At 61.4% G+C, this 20,451-nt stretch carries 19 protein-coding genes and 1 tRNA gene; 11 read left to right on the top strand and 9 right to left on the bottom strand.

All coding sequences use genetic code 11. From position 1 onward, the window contains the following. The first annotated feature begins 11 nt into the window (after positions 1-11). On the top strand, positions 12-404 hold the full coding sequence (locus H8S02_RS09245) for a thioesterase family protein (protein ID WP_186970286.1): 393 nt from the start codon (positions 12-14) through the stop codon (positions 402-404). 67 nt (positions 405-471) lie between these two features. Here the strand turns inward: H8S02_RS09245 and H8S02_RS09240 are convergent, their stop codons facing one another. From H8S02_RS09240 to H8S02_RS09230, 3 genes are all read right to left on the bottom strand, one after another. Continuing rightward, positions 472-1,044, bottom strand: coding sequence for a GDSL-type esterase/lipase family protein (locus H8S02_RS09240; RefSeq protein ID WP_186970285.1), 573 nt, complete (start codon positions 1,042-1,044; stop codon positions 472-474). 109 nt (positions 1,045-1,153) lie between these two features. Then, the gene (locus H8S02_RS09235) at positions 1,154-1,495 is read right to left on the bottom strand and encodes a four helix bundle protein (protein ID WP_186970284.1); all 342 of its coding nucleotides are present in this window, start codon (positions 1,493-1,495) and stop codon (positions 1,154-1,156) included. Between the two features lie 27 nt (positions 1,496-1,522). After that, positions 1,523-1,605: transfer RNA gene (locus tag H8S02_RS09230), tRNA-Leu, on the bottom strand. Between the two features lie 265 nt (positions 1,606-1,870). Between H8S02_RS09230 and H8S02_RS09225 the strand changes: the two genes are divergently transcribed. The 8 genes from H8S02_RS09225 to H8S02_RS09190 all read left to right on the top strand — a co-directional run bounded on the left by H8S02_RS09225 (position 1,871) and on the right by H8S02_RS09190 (position 10,615). Beyond that, positions 1,871-3,205, top strand: a complete 1,335-nt coding sequence (locus tag H8S02_RS09225) for a hypothetical protein (protein ID WP_186970283.1) — start codon at positions 1,871-1,873, stop codon at positions 3,203-3,205. A 22-nt stretch (positions 3,206-3,227) separates the two neighbouring features. Beyond that, positions 3,228-3,917, top strand: a complete 690-nt coding sequence (locus tag H8S02_RS09220; RefSeq protein ID WP_186970282.1) for a response regulator transcription factor — start codon at positions 3,228-3,230, stop codon at positions 3,915-3,917. Positions 3,918-4,183: 266 nt separating this feature from the next. Further along, positions 4,184-5,713, top strand: coding sequence for a sensor histidine kinase (locus H8S02_RS09215; protein WP_186970281.1), 1,530 nt, complete (start codon positions 4,184-4,186; stop codon positions 5,711-5,713). A 23-nt stretch (positions 5,714-5,736) separates the two neighbouring features. After that, positions 5,737-6,669: a DUF1385 domain-containing protein gene (locus H8S02_RS09210; protein ID WP_186970280.1), complete on the top strand. Its 933-nt coding sequence runs from the start codon at positions 5,737-5,739 to the stop codon at positions 6,667-6,669. An 11-nt stretch (positions 6,670-6,680) separates the two neighbouring features. After that, the gene (pgeF, locus tag H8S02_RS09205) at positions 6,681-7,481 is read left to right on the top strand and encodes a peptidoglycan editing factor PgeF (RefSeq protein WP_186970279.1); all 801 of its coding nucleotides are present in this window, start codon (positions 6,681-6,683) and stop codon (positions 7,479-7,481) included. Between the two features lie 11 nt (positions 7,482-7,492). Next, a complete protein-coding gene (locus tag H8S02_RS09200) occupies positions 7,493-9,262 on the top strand; it encodes an ABC transporter substrate-binding protein (protein WP_186970278.1) in 1,770 nt (589 codons plus the stop codon). A gap of 24 nt (positions 9,263-9,286) precedes the next feature. Then, positions 9,287-10,183, top strand: a complete 897-nt coding sequence (locus tag H8S02_RS09195) for a DMT family transporter (protein WP_186970277.1) — start codon at positions 9,287-9,289, stop codon at positions 10,181-10,183. An 81-nt stretch (positions 10,184-10,264) separates the two neighbouring features. Next, positions 10,265-10,615, top strand: coding sequence for a helix-turn-helix domain-containing protein (locus tag H8S02_RS09190; RefSeq protein ID WP_186970276.1), 351 nt, complete (start codon positions 10,265-10,267; stop codon positions 10,613-10,615). 42 nt (positions 10,616-10,657) lie between these two features. Here H8S02_RS09190 and H8S02_RS09185 read toward each other — a convergent pair whose 3' ends face one another. The 6 genes from H8S02_RS09185 to prmC form a co-directional block, all read right to left on the bottom strand. Further along, entirely contained in the window at positions 10,658-11,581 is a 924-nt protein-coding gene (locus H8S02_RS09185; protein WP_186970275.1) for a DUF4349 domain-containing protein, read from the bottom strand. 15 nt (positions 11,582-11,596) lie between these two features. Further along, positions 11,597-12,028, bottom strand: a complete 432-nt coding sequence (locus tag H8S02_RS09180) for a sulfite exporter TauE/SafE family protein (RefSeq protein WP_407926401.1) — start codon at positions 12,026-12,028, stop codon at positions 11,597-11,599. Further along, a complete protein-coding gene (locus H8S02_RS12600; RefSeq protein WP_243023539.1) occupies positions 12,025-12,384 on the bottom strand; it encodes a TSUP family transporter in 360 nt (119 codons plus the stop codon). Before H8S02_RS12600 ends, H8S02_RS09180 begins: the two co-directional genes overlap by 4 nt. A 45-nt stretch (positions 12,385-12,429) precedes the next feature. Continuing rightward, entirely contained in the window at positions 12,430-12,897 is a 468-nt protein-coding gene (locus tag H8S02_RS09175) for a regulatory protein RecX (protein WP_186970273.1), read from the bottom strand. Beyond that, positions 12,894-14,063, bottom strand: coding sequence for a recombinase RecA (recA, locus tag H8S02_RS09170; protein ID WP_186970272.1), 1,170 nt, complete (start codon positions 14,061-14,063; stop codon positions 12,894-12,896). Before recA ends, H8S02_RS09175 begins: the two co-directional genes overlap by 4 nt. Before the next feature lie 164 nt (positions 14,064-14,227). After that, positions 14,228-15,109 carry a peptide chain release factor N(5)-glutamine methyltransferase gene (gene prmC / locus H8S02_RS09165; RefSeq protein WP_186970271.1) on the bottom strand — a complete coding sequence of 294 codons (882 nt, stop codon included), beginning with the start codon at positions 15,107-15,109 and terminating at the stop codon, positions 14,228-14,230. Positions 15,110-15,664: 555 nt separating this feature from the next. Here prmC and rny point away from each other — a divergent pair. After that, on the top strand, positions 15,665-17,209 hold the full coding sequence (gene rny / locus H8S02_RS09160) for a ribonuclease Y (RefSeq protein WP_118686135.1): 1,545 nt from the start codon (positions 15,665-15,667) through the stop codon (positions 17,207-17,209). Between the two features lie 418 nt (positions 17,210-17,627). After that, the gene (secA, locus tag H8S02_RS09155; RefSeq protein ID WP_186970270.1) at positions 17,628-20,444 is read left to right on the top strand and encodes a preprotein translocase subunit SecA; all 2,817 of its coding nucleotides are present in this window, start codon (positions 17,628-17,630) and stop codon (positions 20,442-20,444) included. The last annotated feature ends 7 nt before the right edge of the window (positions 20,445-20,451 follow it).

Raw genomic sequence — 20,451 nt, 5'->3', positions numbered from 1 at the left:
GGAGCAGAACAATGAACACTGGTATCAAGGGCGAGAAGAAGTTCACCGTAACCAAGGAGCAGCTGGCGTGCAATGTCGGCAGCGGTCTGGTATCCGTATTTGCCACCCCGATGATGATCGCAGCCATCGAGAACACCGCCGCAGGCAGTGTTGCCGGTGAGCTCGAGGAGGGCAAGACCACGGTCGGCACGCTGGTAAACGTAAGCCATGTTGCCGCAACGCCGGAGGGCATGGAGGTCCGTATCGAGACCGAGCTGACCGAGATCGCGCCGAACGGCAAAATTCTGACCTTCAAGGTCGCAGCCTACGACGAGGCAGGTCTGATCGGCGAGGGCACGCATCAGCGCGCTATTGTTGCCAAGGAGCGCTTCGAGCAGAAGGCACAGAGCAAGCTCGCAAAGTAAAAGCGAATATGCAGATATAAGGAAAGCACCGCAGTCTATGACTGCGGTGCTTTTTTGCAGGTGAAGTTCACAGAAACATCTGCGCGAAAACCGGCTCGAGCTGCTCGGCAAAGCGGCGGTGGCCCTGTTCGGAAAAGTGGACGCCGTCGAACACGACCGGAATGTCCCAGCCGGAGGCGTCACAGAACGACACGCCGCAGAGCGCGGCGAGATCGCGGTAGAGCGGGGCGAGCTGTCCGGAACTGCGGATGAGCGCGTCGCTCTCAACCCATGTTCCGCTCTGCATAAGCGGCGGCGCGACGAGCAGCAACGGCAGACCGCAGACCAGAAGATCGCTGATAAAGATGCGCATCCGTTCGGCAGCCTCGGCAGGGGAGGCGCCGCAGAGCAGGTCGTTCGTGCCGAGCATCAGACAGAGCCCGTCTGCCGGCAGCCGGGAGCGGACCTGGCTGAGCAGGACGCGCACGGCGAAGCTGCTCGACGGGATTTCCCGGCCGTTCTCGCCGAGATTCCGGATGTCCCACGCGCTTCCGAGCCGTGATGTCCACCGCACGCCCTCGGGATAGCGCGCGCCGCCAAAGGCGGCAGGGTCATAGCCATATGTGTTGGAGTCGCCGATGCAGATGATGCGCTTTGCCATTTAACCACCTCATTTGCGCTCATTATATCGCGTTCCCGAAATATTTGCAAGCTGTGCGCAGAAAAAAAGAAAAACACGCCTTTGGCGTGTTTTTCAGACGAATTTCAGCTTAGTTTGCAGCGCTTGCCGCGGCGGTCAGCAGGCGGCGCAGCTCGGTGCAGTCGCTCAGCAGGGAAGCGCCTGTGCGGACGTCAACATCGTCGGTCAGCGTCAGCAGCCGCAGCCAGTATTCGGTCTGCGCCGTTTCGCGCAGCGCCTCGTTCAGGCTCTCAGCAAGGACCCGTCGGCTGAGGGCGCAATCCGCGCATGATACTGCGGAGCCGATCGCCGCTGCGTGCTTCAGCAGCTCGGCGGACAGGTCGTCCTCGTGCCGGTGCAGCAGGCGGTGCAGCTTTACGATGCGGACGGAAAAATGCAGCGACTTTTCCAGAAGAATGCTGTTCTGAGACATAAGTAAAACCTCGTGTGTGTGTGATGATGGTGCGGGTAACAGGACTTGAACCTGCACGTCTGAGACACCAGAACCTAAATCTGGCGCGTCTGCCATTCCGCCATACCCGCAGAAAAAATCGAAGGCCGCGCAAAACGCGCTCCGGCGCTCGGCGGCATGGTCTCAGTATAACCGCTCCGTCCTCTTTTGTCAATTTGCAGAGCGCTTTTTCTGTACTGTAATCAAAAAATCGGGAAAAAGGAATACCGGATATGTGGAATTTGTGCTATACTTAATCTGTATAGGCATCCGCAAGGGGAGTGCCTGTGCGATCGACAGAACGCGCGCGTTTCCACGCGCGAATTTGGACTTCCGAACAAGGACTGGGAGCAAGCAATGAAATCTGTTCGTATACTGCCCGTGCTGATGAGCCTTCTGCTGCTTGCAGGCTGCACGATGCCGTCCGGCGACGAGCTGCTGGCGGCGCCCAAGCCGCCCGGCAATTATCAGACGCTGCAGACCAAGCTCGAAGAGCTTCTGGCATCGGGTGTTTCCTATACCACCCCGACCACAGGGGAGAACCGTTCGTCCGTACAGCTCGTCGATCTGGACGGTGACGGCGCGGAGGAGGCCATAGTGTTCTTCCGCGGCGCGACCTCGGCGACGAGCAACGACTTCAAGGTATATATCTACAAGAAAAACGGGGATGACTATCGGTGCACCGGCTCGATCGAGGCCAAGGGAGCCGCGATCCAGTCGGTCGAATATCCGACCATCACTCCGGACGGCGGCCGCGGCATCGTGGTCACATGGCAGCTGGCCGGCAACGGAACGGGCGCGCTGACGATGTGCGACTTTGACGACAGCTGCGCGCCGCGCGTGCTGCTCGAGACCGATTACAGTGCGCTTGAGCTGACCGACATGGACGGCGACGGCGCGAAGGATCTGCTGCTGCTGACCGGCGCCTCCGGAAAGCGCGCCGCGCGGCTGTACCGCTATAAGAACGGCCGCATGAACCTGGCCGGTGAGGCGGCGATGAGCGCCGGCATCGCATCGGTCGAGCGCATGGAGGCCGGACATATCACCGACGGCCTGCCGGCGGTGTTCGCGGAAGAGAAAATGGCCTCCGGCATCGGCCTGACGACCGATATCTTCGTCTACAGCGACGGAATGCTGGTCAATCTTGCGCTCGACGGCGAGGACATCGCGAGCCGCAGCACCTACCGTCCCGTGCAGGTCTATGCGGCCGACATCAACAGCGACGGCGTGATCGAGCTGCCGCGCGCGGTGCTCATGGCGGGCTACAAGGACGCGGCGGCGCACGACGCGCTGTATATGCTCGACTGGTACGCCTACGGTCTGGGCACAACGCCCGTACAGGTCAGCACGACTTATCAGTGCATCTCGGATGCGTGGAGTCTGCGCATCGACCGGAGCTGGCACGACCGCATCACGGCGGTCAAGTCCACGGACGGCGGCCTGAGTATGGTTTCGTTCTACGAATACCGCGGAGCGGGGCAGAACTCGATTCCGCTGTTCAATATCTACTGCGTCACGGGTTCCTCGCGCGAGTATTACGCGGGCCGGACCGACCTCATCCAGCTTGGCCAGACATCGCAGGCGGTCTATTTCGCGAAGATCCCGGAGGGCGCGCAGAGCGGCACGCTGAAGATCGGCGCGGAGGAGATCAGCTCGCGCTTCTCGATCGTCAAGCAGGCATGGAACAACTGAAGATAAAAGGAGGATGGCATCTATGAAACGTAAGGTACTGGTTCTGGAGGATGAAGAAAGCATCCGCTCCTTTCTGGTGCTGAATATGAAACGGGGCGGCTACGAGGTCATCGAGGCTGAAACCGGCGAGCAGGCGCTCGAAAAATATCATGAAAATCCGGATATCGCGGTCGCGATACTCGACGTTATGCTGCCGGGCATCGACGGCTACGAGGTCTGCCGCACGATGCGTGCAGAGGGCTATCAGGCCGGCGTGATCATGCTGACCGCGCGCACGCAGGAGGCGGACAAGGTAAACGGTCTGATGAACGGCGCGGACGACTATGTGACCAAGCCGTTTTCGAGCATCGAGCTGGTCGCGCGCGTGGACGCGCTGTACCGCCGCGTATCCGGCTCGCCGTTCTCGGAGGAGAACGTCATCAAGTCCGGCCCGTTCAAGCTCAACCTGCGCGCGCGCGAGGTGCTCAAGAACGGACGCAAGATCGAGCTGACGCAGATCGAGTACGGTCTGCTCAAGGCGTTCATGCAGAACATCGGCAAGGCGCTTTCGCGCGACGAGCTGCTGGAGATGGTGTGGGGCCATCACTATGTGGGCGAGCTGAAGATCGTAGACGTCAACATCCGCCGCCTGCGCATCAAGATCGAGGATGACCCGGCCGAGCCGAGCCATATCGTTACCGTGCGCGGATACGGGTATATGTGGGAAGGATAAAGCGCTGGCGCTTTCTAAGGGGGACGCTGTCCCCCTTAGATACGTTCCCGGTTCCGCAGAAACCGGGAACGATAACCCCCTCGCCCCTGCACGGCAGGGACGGCCGCGCCGCCACGGCGCGGGCAGCGGGAAAGAAGTCCGGCAGAGCCGGACTTCTTTGGGGATTTGCATCGGCGCACTGCGGTGCGCCGCGAAAAGGCGCTGACGCTGCCTTTTCGATTATTCCGCAGTTGTTTTCGGAGAAAACAGGAAAGGTCATTTTCTTTATGACAGATCGCAAAAAAAGTAAACAATCCGCACCGCGGCCGCAGTCGGAAACACCAAAAGTGCTGCACTCGCCGGGCGGTATCCGCGGACGCTGGATGATGAACTCGCTCTCATTCGTGCTTGTCATTCTGGCGGCCGTGATGATTTTGATCTCGGTCGGCGTGTCGGGCTATTACTACGCCACCGTGCGCGACAATCTGGTCTCGCGCGCGGTCACGGCCTCGGACACCTTCCGCAAATACTTCACCGATACCTATGATCAGTTCTACACGCAGGCGGAGTCCACTGTGACGACGTTCAGCGAGCAGGACAAGCTCGAGCAGCAGTTTCTCGACGCGAACGGGCGTATTCTGCTCTCGACATCCGGTCTGTCCGGCGGCGGTCTGGCGTCCACAGAGGACGCCACGCAGGCGCTCGCCACGCAGAAGACCTCGGTGTTCACCGGACGCGATCCGCTCTCTGACGAGCGCGTGATGAGCGTCACCGCGCCGCTGCTGTCCTCGCGCGGCGATTTGGTCGGCGGCGTGCGCTTCATCAGCTCGCTGCGTGTGGTCGAGCGCCAGATCTGGATCATCATCGGCGTGTCGCTGCTCGCGTGTCTGGTGTTCCTGATCTTCGTCGTCGCGTCCAACAGCTACTTTATCCGGTCGATCGTAGACCCGGTGCTCAAGATCAACAACATCGCCAAGGAGATCGCGGCAGGACGCTACGGCGTGCGCCTGCAAAAGACCTATGACGACGAGATCGGCGAGCTGTGCGACACGATCAACTATATGTCCGACGAGATCAACCGCGCCGAGCGCATGAAGAACGACTTCATTTCCTCGGTCTCGCACGAGCTGCGCACGCCGCTGACCGCCATCGGCGGCTGGAGCGAAACGCTGCTCGCGGGCGGCGGCGAGGACCCCGAGGAGGTCATGCAGGGCCTGACCATCATCCAGAAGGAGGCGGGCCGTCTGACGCGCATGGTCGAGGAGCTTTTGGACTTCGCGCGCATCGAATCGGGCCGCATGAAGCTCGAGGTCGAGAACTTCGACCTGTCGATCGAGCTGTATGAGGCGGTATACATGTATGAAAACCTACTCCAGAAGAGCGGCATCCGGCTGAACTACGATGAGGATGTCGAGGCGAACTACTTCGTCAACGGCGACCGCCACCGCATGAAGCAGGTATTCCTCAACATTCTGGACAACGCCGCGAAGTACGGCGGCGACGGCAAGCGCATCGACATCCGTCTGGTGCGCGACGGGGGAAATCTCGTCGCGACCGTGCGCGACTACGGTCAGGGCATTCCCGAAGCCGAGCTGCCGTTCGTCAAGGAGAAATTCTATAAAGGCTCGTCCAAACAGCGCGGCAGCGGCATCGGCCTTGCCGTGACCGAGGAGATCGTCGTGCTGCACGGCGGCACGCTCGACATCGCGTCCGCTGTCGGCGAGGGAACGACCGTGACGGTCACGCTGCCGTCAGCGAAGGCGGAGGAGGCGCTCGGCATCACCGGCGCACCGTCCAGGACCGAGGAAGAGCCGTAACCGCACTTAAGAAGGAGAACCATATGTCAACCAAGAAAACAACCATCGGCGGTCAGGCCATCATCGAGGGCATCGTCATGAAGGGGCCGAAAAAGACCTGCACCGTCGTGCGCAAGCCGGGCGGCGAGCTGGTCACCAAGACCGAGCCCGCGCATCATCAGCCGGCGTTCTGGCGCCTGCCCATCCTGCGCGGCGCGTACACGCTGTTCACCGCCATGAAGGACGGCATCGTGGCCATCAACTATTCGGCGGAGTTTTTCGACGATGAGAGCATCGATGAGGAGCCGTCTAAATTCGAAAAGTGGCTCGAGGCAAAGTTTGGCTCGGAAAAGCTGAACAGGATGATCCTCGGCCTGTCCACGGTCATCGGCATCGCGCTGCCGGTCGGCCTGTTCCTGCTGCTGCCGAGCTTTCTCGGCGGCTTTGTTCCGAAGGACTGGGGCGTGCTGGCGCGAAACGTGCTCGAGGGCATCGTGCGCATCGCGATCTTTCTGATGTTCATGTGGTCGGTGTCGCATATGAAGGACATCCGCCGCACGTTCGAATACCACGGCGCGGAGCACAAGACCATCTTCTGCTATGAGGCAGGGGAGGAGCTGACCGTGGAGAACGTCCGGAAGCAGGGCAGGTTCCATCCGCGCTGCGGTACGAGCTTCATGTTCGTACTCATCATCATCGCGACGATCGTTTCGTCCATCGTCTTTTCGATCATCGACATCACCAATCCGTTCCTGCGCATGCTCGCGCATCTCATCCTGCTGCCGCTCGTCGTCGGCATCAGCTACGAGTTCAACCGCTATGCCGGACGCTCGGAGAGCGTCATTTCGCGTGCGCTGCGCTGGCCGGGCCTCATGATCCAGCATCTGACCGTATTCGAGCCGGATGACTCGATGATCGAGGTCGCGATCACGGCCATGAAGGAAGTCATTCCGGACGACGGTTCGGACGAATGGTAAGGAGGAAAACCATGCACCCGTCTATGCACCGCAACGAGCGCGGCTCGTTCGTTTACTATACCTGTGACCGGCTGCCGGTCCGCCATGCCTTTACCACCAAGTTCGGCGGCGTGAGCCGCGGCGACTGCGAGAGCCTCAACCTCGGCTTCAACCGGGGCGACGAGCGGGAGAACGTGCTGGAAAACTACCGCATTCTGGCGGAGCAGCTCGGCATGGACGAGGGCCGCATCACCATGACAAAGCAGATCCACGACACGCAGATCTCGGTCGTGACCGAGGGCGAGGCCGGCATGGGTCTGCATCAGCCGATGGCGTGGGAGTCGGACGCGATCGTGACCGCCCTGCCCGAAACGCCGCTGTGCGGCTTTTATGCGGACTGCGTGGTGACGCTGTTCTACGATCCTGCGACCCGGACCGCAGGCGTGGCGCACGCCGGCTGGCGCGGCATGGCGGCAGGCATCCTGCCGAAGACCGTGGAGGTCATGGCGGAAAAGCTCGGCGCAAAGCGCGAGAGCCTGATCGCCGTGCTCGGCCCGTCCATCCGTCAGGAGTGCTTCGAGACCGACGCGGACGTTCCCGAGGCGATGGAGCGCCTGATGGGCGAGCGCGTGCATCCGTTTATCGCGGAAAAGGGCGTCAAGTTTCATGTAGACCTGCAGGGCATCGGCGTCAGACTGCTGACCGACGCCGGACTTTCGCCGGAAAACGTCATCGACAGCGGCATCTGCACGAAATGCTGTGCGGATGAATTCTGGTCGCACCGCGCGACCCACGGCCATCGCGGCGTGCAGGGCGGCATCATATGCCTGTGAGGGAACGCTGTATGAGCTGGAAAAAACGTGCGCTCGCGGCGGCGCTCGCCGGGCTGTGCCTGCTGTCGGGCTGTTCGCTGCCCGGCAGACAGCAGGACGAGGGGCCGAAGGATACGGTCGACGTATCGGACGCCTATTTCGGCCTTGCGTGGTACAAAAACGGCACGCTCAACCCGGTCACGGATACGGACAGCATCAACGCCATGCTGCGCGAGGCGCTGTACGAGGGTCTGTTCGAGCTGACGGACGACTTTACGCCGCAGAATGTGCTGTGCGAGGGCTACAGCGGCGACGGCACGACCTTCACCTTCACCCTCAGGCAGGGCGTGAAGTTCTGGTCGGGGCAGACGCTGACCGCAGACGATGTGGTCGCGAGCTACCGCGCGGCGATGGACAACGCCTCCTCGCCCTATCACAGTCGCCTTGCCGACGTGACGACGCTGGAATCGGCGGGCACCTATAAGGTGCGCATCGTGCTCTCCTCGCCCAATGCGGACTTTCCGCGCCTGCTGAACATTCCGGTTTACCGCAGGGGGAGCGCGGACAGCGGCAGCTTCGCCGACGGCACCGGCCCGTATGTGCCGGTCGAGAACGGCAGTGCGTACACGCTCGAAAAAAATGAAAACTGGCACGGCGGCTTTCTCGGCACCATCCGCCATATCGAGCTGGTCGGCATCACCCGGGCGGACGCGGCGGAGTCCAGCTTCCGGACGGGCGACGTGTCGGTCATGCGCAGCTCGCGCATCGCAGCCGACGACGAAACGACGGTCATCGGCGGTGCGGTCGACACGCTGCAAACACCGAGCACGGCGCTGCACTATATCGGCATCAACTACGCAAACGAACAGCTGAAGGACGCGAAGGTGCGCCGGGCGCTCTCCGCAGCCATCGGCCGCCGGGCGCTGTGCGAAACGCAGCTTCAAACGTTCGCGGACCCGGCCGTTCTGCCGGTCAATCCGCAGCAGCAGGTCTCGGGCGTGACGCTCTCGACCGAGGCGGACACCGCAGGCGCGTATGAGCTGCTGCACAGCGAAACGGACGACAAAAAAGCGGACGATACGGCCTCTCAGGACAGTGCCGCGCAGACCGCGGCAGACGGGGACGTCACCATCTATTACGCGGAGGACGGCACGCCGCTGACCGACGATGAGGGCTATTACATCGACGAGGAAGGCGACCGCGTGCTGAACGCCGAGGGCGAGCCGGTGAAAGACCCGTCTGCGCCGGCGCAGAGCGGCGAGGACACGCCCGCGACCGACGCGGCCGGGGAGCAGATCGTGCTGTCGCTGCATCTGCTCGTCAACGCGGACAACGCCTTCAAAGTTGCCGCCGCCGAGCAGCTCGCCGCCTCGTGGAACGCCGTCGAGGGCGTGAGCGTCACGGTGGACGCGGTAGACTACGAAACCTTTACCGCGCGCATCAGAGAAGGCTCGTTCGACCTGTATTACGGCGAAACGCGCCTTACGCCGGACTTTGATCTGCGGCCGCTGCTGACGCAGGGCGGCAGCCTGAATTTCGGCGGCTATCATGACCCGGACATGGAGAGTACGCTCGCCGCGGCGCGGAAAAGCGGCGACCGGAGCGCGCTCTGCAAGCAGTTTGCGGAGCAGATGCCGTTTATCCCGATCGCGTTCGAGCGGGAGCAGGTCATCATCCGCAAAAATCTCATCAACGGCTTCTCGCCTGTGCCGTACAGCGTATTCTTCGGCCAGGAAAACTGGACGCGCGTCTATGCTGCCGAGAGCGGCAGTGATGCGCAGACGGACGAGGCCGCGCAGTAACCCGAAAGAAAAAGGAAATTCGAAATGCAGGATACACAGAACAATCATCGCCTGCAGGGACACCTGCTCGGTGCATTCAGCGTGCTCGTCTGGGGCACGACGTTCGTCGCGACCAAGGTGTTGCTGCGCACCTTTTCGCCCATCGAGATCATGATCGCGCGGTTTGCGCTCGGCTTTCTCGCGCTGCTCATCGTCGGACGCGGTCTGATGCGTCCGCAGAAAAAATGGCATGAAGCGCTGTTCGCGGCGGCCGGACTGACCGGTGTAACGCTGTATTTTCTCATGGAAAATATCGCGCTGACCTATATCTCCGCCTCGCTCGTGGGCGTGATCGTGGCGGCGGCGCCGCTGTTCACGGCGCTCATCGCAGCCGTCTTTCTCAAGGAAAAGCTGTCGATCTGGTTTTTCTGCGGCTTTGTCTGCGCGATGACCGGCATCACGCTCGTGTCGCTCGCCGGTGTGAGCGAGCTGCACTTCAGTCCGGTCGGCGCGCTACTGACCGTGGGCGCGGCCCTTGTCTGGGGCGTTTACTCGGTGCTCATCCGTGTGCTTGGTCACATGGGCTACCAGACCGTGCCGCTGACCTGCCGCATTTTCGGCTACGGCTTTCTGTTCCTGCTCATCCCGACGGCTTTCGAGGGTCTCCCGGCCGGCATCGCGGCATGGGGCACGCCGGTGCATCTGGCGAACCTGCTGTTTCTCGGCCTGCTCGCGTCCGCGACCTGCTTTGTGACATGGAACCGCGCGGTCTTTCTGCTCGGTCCGGTGCGCACGAGCGTGTACATTTACGCTTCGCCCGTCATCACCATCATCGCCTCCGCGCTCATCCTGCACGAGACCATGACGCCGGTGATGTGGGTCGGCACGGCGCTCGCCCTCGGCGGGCTGATGCTGAGCGAGAAGAAAACAAAGAAATCATGATTTCTTACTCCGGTTGCGCGATAGTTGGTGGCGCAACCGGGGTTTTTCTATTATACTGAGCGCAGAAAAGGAGGAATTGCCATGGTAATGACGCTGTATACGATCGTTCCGGTGCTCGCCGTCATGGGCGTATCCGTCTATGTGCTCGTGCTGCTGATCCGGGCGCTGCGGAAATATCTGCGCACCGCGCCCGTCCGGGCGGAAAAGGCCGAGACCGCGAAAACGCTCGGCGCTGTGCTGAAGCAGCACCGCACGGCGTGCAAAATGACGCAGGAGTTCGTCGCGGAGTCGATCGGCGTGAGCCGGCAGGCGGTATCCAAGTGGGAAAGCGGCGCGTCCGACCCGAGCACATCCAATCTGCTCGCGCTGGCGAAGCTGTTCGGCATCGACGCGAAGGAGCTGCTCGACGAGACGAAAAACGCAGAACAATAAAACGAAGGCACCGGTAAAAACCGGTGCCTTCATTTTTCTCACTTATTTCTTCTCGTCCTTTTCGGGCGGAACGAGGGGCTGTGCGGCCTGCGCCGCCCACTCGGCCTCGCGCTTTTTCCGGCGCTTTTTCGTAATCACGACGGCTGCGCCGCCGCCTGCCGCGAGCAGCAGAACGACCGGCCAGAACATGACGATGCCGAGAATGAGCGCGCGGACCGAGTCGACCAGACCGCGCGTGCCCGTCTTTGCCGCCTGCGTCAGCTGCGCGCCGAAGCCGCTGCCCTCGGGGGTGGCGGTCAGAGTCTGCACCTCATCGAGCGTGACGGAAAAGGTCGAGAAGCCGACCAGATCGTCATAATGGCGCTTGGAGCCGGTCAGCGAGTCGATCTCATATTCGCAGTCCGCGAGCGCGTTTTCGAGCGAAATGATGTCCTCCATTTTGCCCGCCTGATCGAGCAGGGCGAGCAGACGCTCGTGCTTGGTCTGGAGCGTGGCGAGCCGGGTCTCGATGTCGGTATACTGCTCGGTGATGTCCTCGCTCGAACGGGAGGAGTAGACCACGTGTGCGCGGTCGCCGAGCTGCGCGTAAAACGTCTCGAATTTTTCCTGCGGAATGCGCAGGGTGTAGTAGGCCGAGCGGCTGCCCTTGTCGCCGGAAAGGCTGCTCGACTCGATGTAGCCGCCGGTCTCGGCGGTCAGCTTTTCCAGATCGGCGGAGGCCGCGTCGAAATCCTGCGTCTCAAGCGTCAGATCGGCGCGCAGGATGAGCTTGGCGTTCTGCCGCACGGCGGAAAAATCCGCAGAGCCGCCGTCGGCGGTATCGGCGCTCTCCGCCCAGCCGTTCGTATCCATGGACATATCTCCGGCCGCCGCCGAGGCAGACGAAGCATCGCCGGAGCCTGCGCCGCCGCAGGCGGAAAGCGTGAACAGCAGAGCGAGAAGCAGGGGAAACAGTCGTTTTTTCATAACAGACACCTCGTTTCACGGGTTGCGCGGCGGAGAGCCGCCATGGTTTTCTCTTGTTACCCGGTTAGACGAGGAAGGCTTCGGGTCGGTTCCCGGATTTTTCCGTTTTGTAAACAATTCTTTTGCGCCGATATAGAGCAGCAGCACGCCGAACAGCCGCCGGAGCAGGGAGGTGTCCGTCCCGGCGGCGGCAAACGAGGCGAGGAGCGAGGTCATCGCGCCGAACGGCACGCAGAATTTGACCGCGCCGCGGTCGATGAGATGGTTTTTCAGGTGAGAGACGAGCGCGGCCGGGGCGCAGGCGAGGAAATACAGCAGATTGATGCCCCCGGCGGTAAACTGCGGCATATCCTGCACGAGCGTCAGCCAGAGCAGCAGCAGCGAGCCGCCGCCGATGCCGCAGCCGCTCAGCACGCCGGTCAGCAGACCGATTACGAACGCGCTCACAGCAGCAGCACAGCCCGGATGCCGCCGTACAGGATGAGCAGAGCGAAGGCACGGCGCAGCCACAGCGTGCGCAGCCGCCCGAAGATGCGTCCGGCGAGCACGCCGCCTGCCGCGCCGCCCAGAAGATAGCCGAGCGAGGACGAAACCGGCAGGCCGCCCCGGACATAATACACCGCCGCCGACAGGGCGCACAGCGGAAAAATCACCGCGACCGAGGTCGCGAAGGCCTGCTTTTCCTCCATGCCGCACCATTTCGTGAAGAGCGGCACGAGAAACAGGCCGCCGCCTGCCCCGAAAAAGCCGTTCGCCGCTCCGGCGAGCGCTCCTGTCACAGCAAGTCTTGCATTTCTGCGCAAAAAATCACCCCTTCCGCACAAAAGTGTGCGCGGAGGGGGTGAAGATTATTCGTCGATGTCGAGAGATGCGCCGTATTCCTCGAGAGCGTTTTTGATGTCGCTCCACGAAAAGCCGCGCCGCTGCAGGGCGGCGACCGCCTTGTCGACCTCCTTCCGGTCGGAAAGGTCGCCGTGCAGCCGCTTTTCGAGCAAGGAAAGCATCTGCGGCAGGGCAGGGGAGAAAAGCTCCATCGCGGCGTCCGCGTCCTCGCGTGAAATGCCGCGCCGGGAAAGCTCCTGACGGATGCGCACCGCGCCGTAGCCGCGCCGGGCGTAGCTGCGCACGACGCTCTCCGCGAACTGCCCGTCCGAGAGCAGGCTGCGCTCGGTCAGCCACGCGAGCGCGTAATCCGTGGCCTCCTCGTCGTGACCCTTGGCGAGCAGCTTGCCGCGCAGCATTTTCGTGCTCAGCGCACGGCAGGAGAGCTGCTTTGCGGCGGCGTCCAGCGCCGCGCGGTATTTATCCTCGCTCATTCTTCGTCGTCGAGGTCGTCAAAATCGTCTGCGTCGATCGAAACCGCCTTGGCGGACGACGGCTTGGGTGCGGCAGGCTTCTCTGCCGGTGCGGTCGCGACGCTCTCGGACAGCTTGACAGCCGCGCCTGCGGAATTTTTGGAGCGCTCCTCCTCGACCTTGAGCATGATCTCGCGCTGTACCTCGTCCGCGATGTCCGGATGCTCCTTGAAGTACTGCTTGGCGGCGTCGCGGCCCTGACCCAGACGGGTATCGCCCATCGAGAACCAGGCGCCCGACTTGTTGACCAGACCGTACTTGACGCCGAGATCGACCAGCTCGCTCGTGCGCGAGATGCCCTCGCCGTACATAATGTCGAACTCGGCCTCCTTGAAGGGGGGCGCGACCTTGTTCTTGACGACCTTGACACGGGTATGGCTGCCGATCAGCTCGGTGCCGTTTTTGAGGTGCTCCATGCGGCGGACCTCCATGCGGACCGAGGCGTAGAACTTGAGGGCGCGGCCGCCGGTCGTGACCTCCGGGTTGCCGTAGATGACGCCGACCTTTTCGCGCAGCTGGTTGATGAAGATCGCGACGCACTGGCTCTTTGCGATCGAACCGGCGAGCTTGCGCATCGCCTGGCTCATCATGCGGGCGTGCAGGCCGACGAAGGAGTCGCCCATTTCGCCCTCGATCTCGGCACGGGGGGTCAGCGCCGCGACCGAGTCGATAACGACGATGTCGACTGCGCCCGAGCGCACGAGCGCCTCCGCGATGTCGAGGCCCTGCTCGCCGGTGTCCGGCTGCGAAACCAGAAGGCTGTCGATGTCAACGCCGAGCGCCTTGGCGTAGACCGGGTCGAGCGCGTGCTCTGCGTCGATGAACGCCGCCGTGCCGCCGAGTTTCTGCGCCTCTGCCACGCTGTGCAGAGCGACCGTGGTCTTGCCGGAGGACTCGGGTCCGTAGATCTCGATGATACGGCCGCGCGGCAGGCCGCCGATGCCGAGCGCGAGATCGAGGCCGATCGAGCCGGTCGGGATATGCTCGACCGTCATGCCGGTGTTTTCGCCCAGACACATGACCGAGCCCTTGCCGAACTGCTTTTCGATCTGGCTGAGCGCTGCGGCGAGCGCCTTCTTTTTGTCCGCTGCCGGTGCGACCGGCTCAAGCTGCTTTTTCGTAGCCATAAATTAGCCTCCTCTATGGTTAAACAGGGGCGCGCACCCCTCTCGGTTTTCGATAAGACCATTATAGCAGGATGCCGAACGGAACGCAAGAAAAAATCGAACATTTGTCCGATAAAATAAAATGGTAAAAATTACACTCCCTCTGGTGAGGGAGTGTTAAGAGGTTATTTTGTCAGATCGTCGTCCTCGCGCGGTGAGCGGCCGATGACGATACGCGGCACGCCGGCGTCATCTTTTTCGATGCAGACGTCGGAGAAACCGTACTTTTGCAGGATCTCAGCGACCGCATCAGCCTGCTTCCAGCCGCATTCGAACAGAAGGATGCCGCCGTGGGCGAGGGTATCGCCCCAGTTTTCGCAGATGGCGCGGTAGAAGTCCAGACCGTCCACGCCGCCGTACAGCGCTTCGTGCGGCTCGAAATCCGCGACGCTGTGGTCGAGCTGCGCCATTTCGCTGCGCGTGATGTAGGGCGGATTGGAAACGATGATGTCGAACGGGCCGACGCCGCCCGGGGGCGGCATGGTCGCGTCCGCCTTCATGGCGAGCAGACGGCCGCTCACGCCGAGCCGGTGTGCGTTCTCGCGCGTCAGGCGCAGCGCGCCGTCCGACAGGTCGACCGCGAGCACGCGCGCGTCCTCGACCTCGTGCGCCGCCGCGATGCCGATGCAGCCGGAGCCGCAGCACAGGTCGAGGATACGCGGGGAAATGCGCGGCTTCGCCTGCTGGATGGTCAGCTCGCACAGCTTTTCCGTATCCGCGCGCGGGATGAGCACGGACTTGTCCACGCGGAAGGTCAGTCCGTAAAAGTCCCATTCGCCGAGGATGTAGGCGAGCGGCTCGCCGCCGAGCACACGGTCGCACAGGATGTTCGCGTAGTCCACCGTCGCGTTGTCCAGATAGGAATGCGCCCAGGCGGCGGTATGGGCGCGGTCGGCATGACACGCCACGGCCGTCAGCTCGCGCGCGGTCATCGAAGGCTGCGGGTCGCCGCCGTCGCGCAGCCGATGAAACAGCTGAAGATATACGTCATTGATCGTCTTTGCCACAGGAGCACCCCCGAAAACCAGTTTTTCTTTCCGCAGGAGCAGGAGCCGATGACTTTTACTGCTCTTTGAGCCATTATTATAGCAGACTTCACAGCTATTCTCAAGGCAGGAAGAGCCGTGTTTTCAAAAAACGACAAAATCCGCAGGGGGAAGGCCGTGTTTTTCTTGACAGTTTGACGAACAGGCTTTACAATTAGATGTATAATAATACTCATATGATATGGCACTGCGCCGGAGGCGTCCGGTGCGGCGCCTACGGGCTGCACAGTGCCAGCGTGCAGCTTTTTTCAGGGGGCATTATTGCAGCGTGTCCGCATAGGTTGATACTGCGGTGCACGCTCGTTTCGGTGTCCGGAGACACCACACGCATTTTCTCGACAGCACCGGTCCGCTGTGGTCGGCATTTTTGCTGAACAATATAAGCTTGCGCTTCCCGTTCCCCCCGGTACAGCCGATACCGTGTGGAAGAGAGCGTATTTTATATAAATTTATCAAAAACGTCGCTGCGACAGGCAGGAGCTGTCCTATCTTATCAACAGGAGGACACACCTTAACATGACCGAAATCATCATACCGATCATCACCGGTATCGTATGTCTCGCTGTGGGCGTTGTCATTGGTTTTCTTTATCGCAAGAGCGTTGCCGAAAAAGCGATCGGCGATGCTGAAACCGAGGCGACCCGCATCATCAACGAGGCGATCAAGGCCGGTGAGACCAAAAAGCGCGAGTCCGTGCTCGAGGCGAAGGACGAGATCCATCGTCAGCGCGTCGAGGCAGACCGCGAGCTGAAGGAGCGCCGCAACGAGACGCAGCAGCTCGAGCGCCGTCTCATTCAGCGCGAGGAAGCGCTCGACAAGAAGAGCGACACCCTCGACCGCAAGAACGAAGAGCTGAGCCGTCATCTGGAATCCGTACAGAAGAAGGAGAACGAGCTCCAGCGCATCAAGGACGAGCAGGTAGAAAAGCTCGAACAGATCGCGAGCATGACGCGCGATGAAGCACGCGAAATGCTCGTCAACTCGATCGAGGCCGAGGCGCAGCATGACGCTGCCGTCAAGGTCCGCGAGATCAACCAGCGGCTCAAGGATGAGAGCGAGCAGACCGCCCGCGAGATCATCTCCACTGCCATCCAGCGCTGCGCGGCAGACCACGTTTCCGAGGCGACCGTCTCGGTCGTTCCGCTGCCCAATGATGAGATGAAGGGCCGCATCATCGGCCGCGAGGGCCGCAATATCCGCACGCTCGAGACGCTGACCGGCGTAGACCTCATCATCGACGACACACCTGAGGCGATCACCCTGTCCTCGTTCGACCCGGTACGCCGCGAGATTGCGCGTCTGGCGCTCGAAAAGCTGATCGTGGACGGACGCATCCATCCGGCACGCATCGAGGAAATGGTCGAAAAGTCCCGCCGCGAGGTCGAGCAGATCATCAAGAGCGAGGGCGAACGCGCTACCTTCGAGACCGGCATCCACGGCATCCACCCCGAGCTGATCAAGATCCTCGGCCGCCTGCGCTACCGCACGAGCTACGGCCAGAATGTCCTTCAGCACTCCATCGAGGTCGCGCACATCGCCGGCATGATGGCGAGCGAGCTGGGTCTCGACCCGGTTCAGGCGCGCCGCGCAGGCCTGCTGCATGACATCGGCAAGGCGATCGACCACGAGGTCGAGGGCAGCCATGTCCAGATCGGCGTAGACCTTGCCAAGAAGTACAAGGAATCCCCGGCGATCGTTCACGCCATCGAGGCGCATCACGGCGACGTCGAGGCAAAGACCGTTGTTGCCTGCCTGGTTCAGGCGGCTGACGCGATCTCCGCCGCCCGTCCGGGCGCACGCCGCGAGAACGTCGAGAACTACATCAAGCGTCTGGAAAAGCTGGAAAGCATCGCAAACGAAACGCCGGGCGTTTCGAGCTCGTATGCGATCCAGGCAGGCCGCGAGATCCGCATCATCGTCAACCCGGACAAGGTATCCGACGATGCAATGGTTCTGCTCGCGCGCGACATCGCCAAGAAGATCGAGAACGAGCTGGATTACCCCGGCCAGATCAAGGTCAACATGGTCCGCGAGACCCGCGCCATCGACTACGCAAAGTAAGATCTTATCCCCTCGTCCATGACGAGGGGATTTTAGACTGTCGAAAAACTTCGTTTTTCCGACAATCTGTGTTCTGACTGCGCAGAACACGAGTCGTCCGAAAGTTCCCATACGGAAACTTTCTCCCTCCAGAAGTATAAAAACCGAGGTACACGCCCCCGGTTTTTATGCGTTTTCACGGCAAACGCTGTTTTATGCGCGCTGCCGCGCGGCTGCGGCCGCGTGAAAACAAGTTCTATCGGCGAACTGTTATCCCTTCGTCCATGACGAGGGGATTTTTTCGGTCGAAAAGAGGGGATTTCGAGGAGATTTCAACCGTTCACAAAAAATTTATTTGTTTATCCTTTATAATGTGGTATAATAAACCCGTATGAACGAATGGGGCAGCTATGCCCTTTTGAAAGGCTGAATACAAGTAATGGCAAACTTTTTTACCAAGATCTTCGGCACGCATTCCTCGCATGAGCTGAAGAAGATCTACCCCATTGCGGATAAGGTCGAGGCGCTGGAGGAGCAGTTCAAGAAGCTCTCCGATGAGGAGCTGCGCGCAAAGACCGATGAATTTAAGAAACGCTATCAGGACGGCGAGACGCTCGACCAGCTGCTGCCCGAGGCTTTTGCGACCTGCCGCGAGGCTTCGTGGCGCGTGCTCGGCATGCGTCACTACCGCGTCCAGATCATCGGCGGCATCGTCCTGCATCAGGGCCGTATCGCGGAGATGAAGACCGGCGAGGGCAAGACCCTCATGGCGACGCTGCCGGCCTATCTGAACGCGCTGACCGGCAAGGGCGTCCATATCGTAACCGTCAACGACTACCTCGCAAAGCGCGACAGCGAGTGGATGGGCAAGGTCTACCGCTTCCTCGGTCTGAACGTCGGTCTGGTCATCCATGAGGTTCCGCCGCAGGCGCGCAAGGCGATGTACGCTGCGGACATCACCTACGGCACGAACAACGAGTTCGGCTTCGACTACCTGCGCGACAACATGGCGATCTACAAGCAGGCGATGGTGCAGCGCGGCCATGCGTTCGCGATCGTCGACGAGGTCGACTCCATTCTGATCGACGAGGCGCGCACGCCGCTGATCATTTCCGGTCAGGGCGAGAAGTCCTCGCAGATGTACGAGATCGCGGACCGCTTCGCCGTCGGCCTCAAGTGCCTGCGTGTCAAGGAGGTTGACGCGAAGGAGGAGCAGGACGACATCGAGGCGGATTACATCGTCGACGAGAAGGCAAAGACCGCGACCCTTACGCCGCACGGTCAGAAGCGCGCCGAGGCGTACTTCAAGGTCGAGAACCTGTCCGACCCGGAGAACACCACGCTCCAGCACTATATCAATCAGGCCATCAAGGCGCGCGGCGTCATGCAGCGCGATGTGGACTATGTTGTCCGTGACGGCCAGATCATCATTGTCGATGAGTTCACCGGCCGTCTGATGTTCGGCCGCCGCTACAACGAGGGTCTGCATCAGGCCATCGAGGCGAAGGAGGGCGTCAAAGTCCAGCACGAGAGCAAGACCCTCGCGACCATCACCTTCCAGAACTACTTCCGCCTGTACGGCAAGCTGTCCGGCATGACCGGTACCGCGCTGACCGAGGAGGAGGAGTTCCGCCACACCTATCAGCTCGATGTCATCGAGATCCCGACCAACAAGCCGGTCATCCGCAAGGACAACCCGGATGCCGTATACAAGAACGAGCGCGGCAAGATCAACGCGATCATTTCGCGCATCGAGGAATGCCACGCCAAGGGCCAGCCGATCCTGGTCGGTACGATCTCGATCGAGAAGTCCGAGGAGCTGTCCAAGATCCTCAAGGCAAAGGGCATCAAGCACACCGTGCTGAACGCGAAGCATCATGAGCGCGAGGCGGATATCGTCGCGCAGGCCGGCAAGTACGGCGCCGTCACCATCGCCACCAACATGGCAGGCCGTGGTACCGATATCATGCTCGGCGGCAACGCCGAGACGCTGGCGCTCGACGACCTCAAGCGCGGCCTCATCAAGCTGGCCGAGAGCAAGGTGCAGGAGGGCGAGCTGGACGAGCGTACGGCGAAGATGTTCGTAGACAAGATGGTCTACGAGGCAAACGGCCATGCGGAGACCGACAACCCGGGCATTCTTGCGGTACGCAAGAAGTTCGACGAGCTGTACAAGCTGCACAAGGCGCAGACCGACGCAGACGCGGAAAAGGTGCGCGCGGCCGGCGGTCTGTATATCCTCGGCACGGAACGCCATGAATCCCGCCGTATCGACAACCAGCTGCGCGGCCGTGCCGGCCGTCAGGGCGACCCCGGCGAGTCCAGCTTCTATATTTCGCTCGAGGACGATCTGATGCGTCTGTTCGGCTCGGAGCGCATTCAGAACATGATGGATACGCTCGGCATCGACGAGAATGAGCCGATCGACCAGAAGATCCTGTCCGGCGCGATCGAGAGCGCCCAGAAAAAGATCGAGTCCCGCAACTTTGCGGCGCGCAAGCACGTTCTGGAATACGACGACGTTCTCAATACGCAGCGCAAGATCATCTATGCGCAGCGTCTTCAGGTTCTCGAGGGCAAGGACGTCAAGGACAGCATCATGAAGATGATCGATGACACCATCGCGCACGCAGTACACGCCGCGATCGGCGAAAATCATCTGATCTCGCTCGAAATGGTCGAGCAGGCGCGCCGTCCGTTCATCGGCATCTTCCTGCGCCCGGATGACTGCACGTTTACCGCCGAGGAGTGCGACGATCTGACCGCCGAGCAGCTCACCGCCGAGCTTGCCGAGCAGGCGCACAAGGTCTACGACGCCAAGGAGCAGGCGCTCACCTCTCCGATCATGCGCGAGCTTGAGCGCGTCATTCTGCTCAAGAACGTAGACAGCAAGTGGATGGATCACATCGACGCCATGACCGAGCTGCGAAACGGCATCGGCCTGCGCGCCTACGGCCAGCATGACCCGGTCGTCGAGTACAAGCGTGAGGGCTTCGATATGTTCGATGCGATGATCGATTCCATCCGCGAGGACACCGTCCGCATGATCTTCCTTGCGCAGGTGCGCACCCGTGAGGAGCCCAAGCGCGAGCAGGTCGCAAAGGAGACCGGCGCCGCAGGCGCGTCCGACGGTTCGGTCGCACCGGCCCCGAAGCGTGCCGGCAACAGGCCCGGCCCGAACGATCCGTGCCCGTGCGGCAGCGGCAAGAAGTACAAAAAGTGCTGCTACCTCAAGCCGGATGACCCGTACAAGTAAAAAAATC

Source organism: Agathobaculum hominis (genome assembly GCF_014288055.1).
Lineage (GTDB): Bacteria > Bacillota > Clostridia > Oscillospirales > Butyricicoccaceae > Agathobaculum > Agathobaculum hominis.
This window is presented reverse-complemented; position numbering and strand designations above follow the sequence as displayed.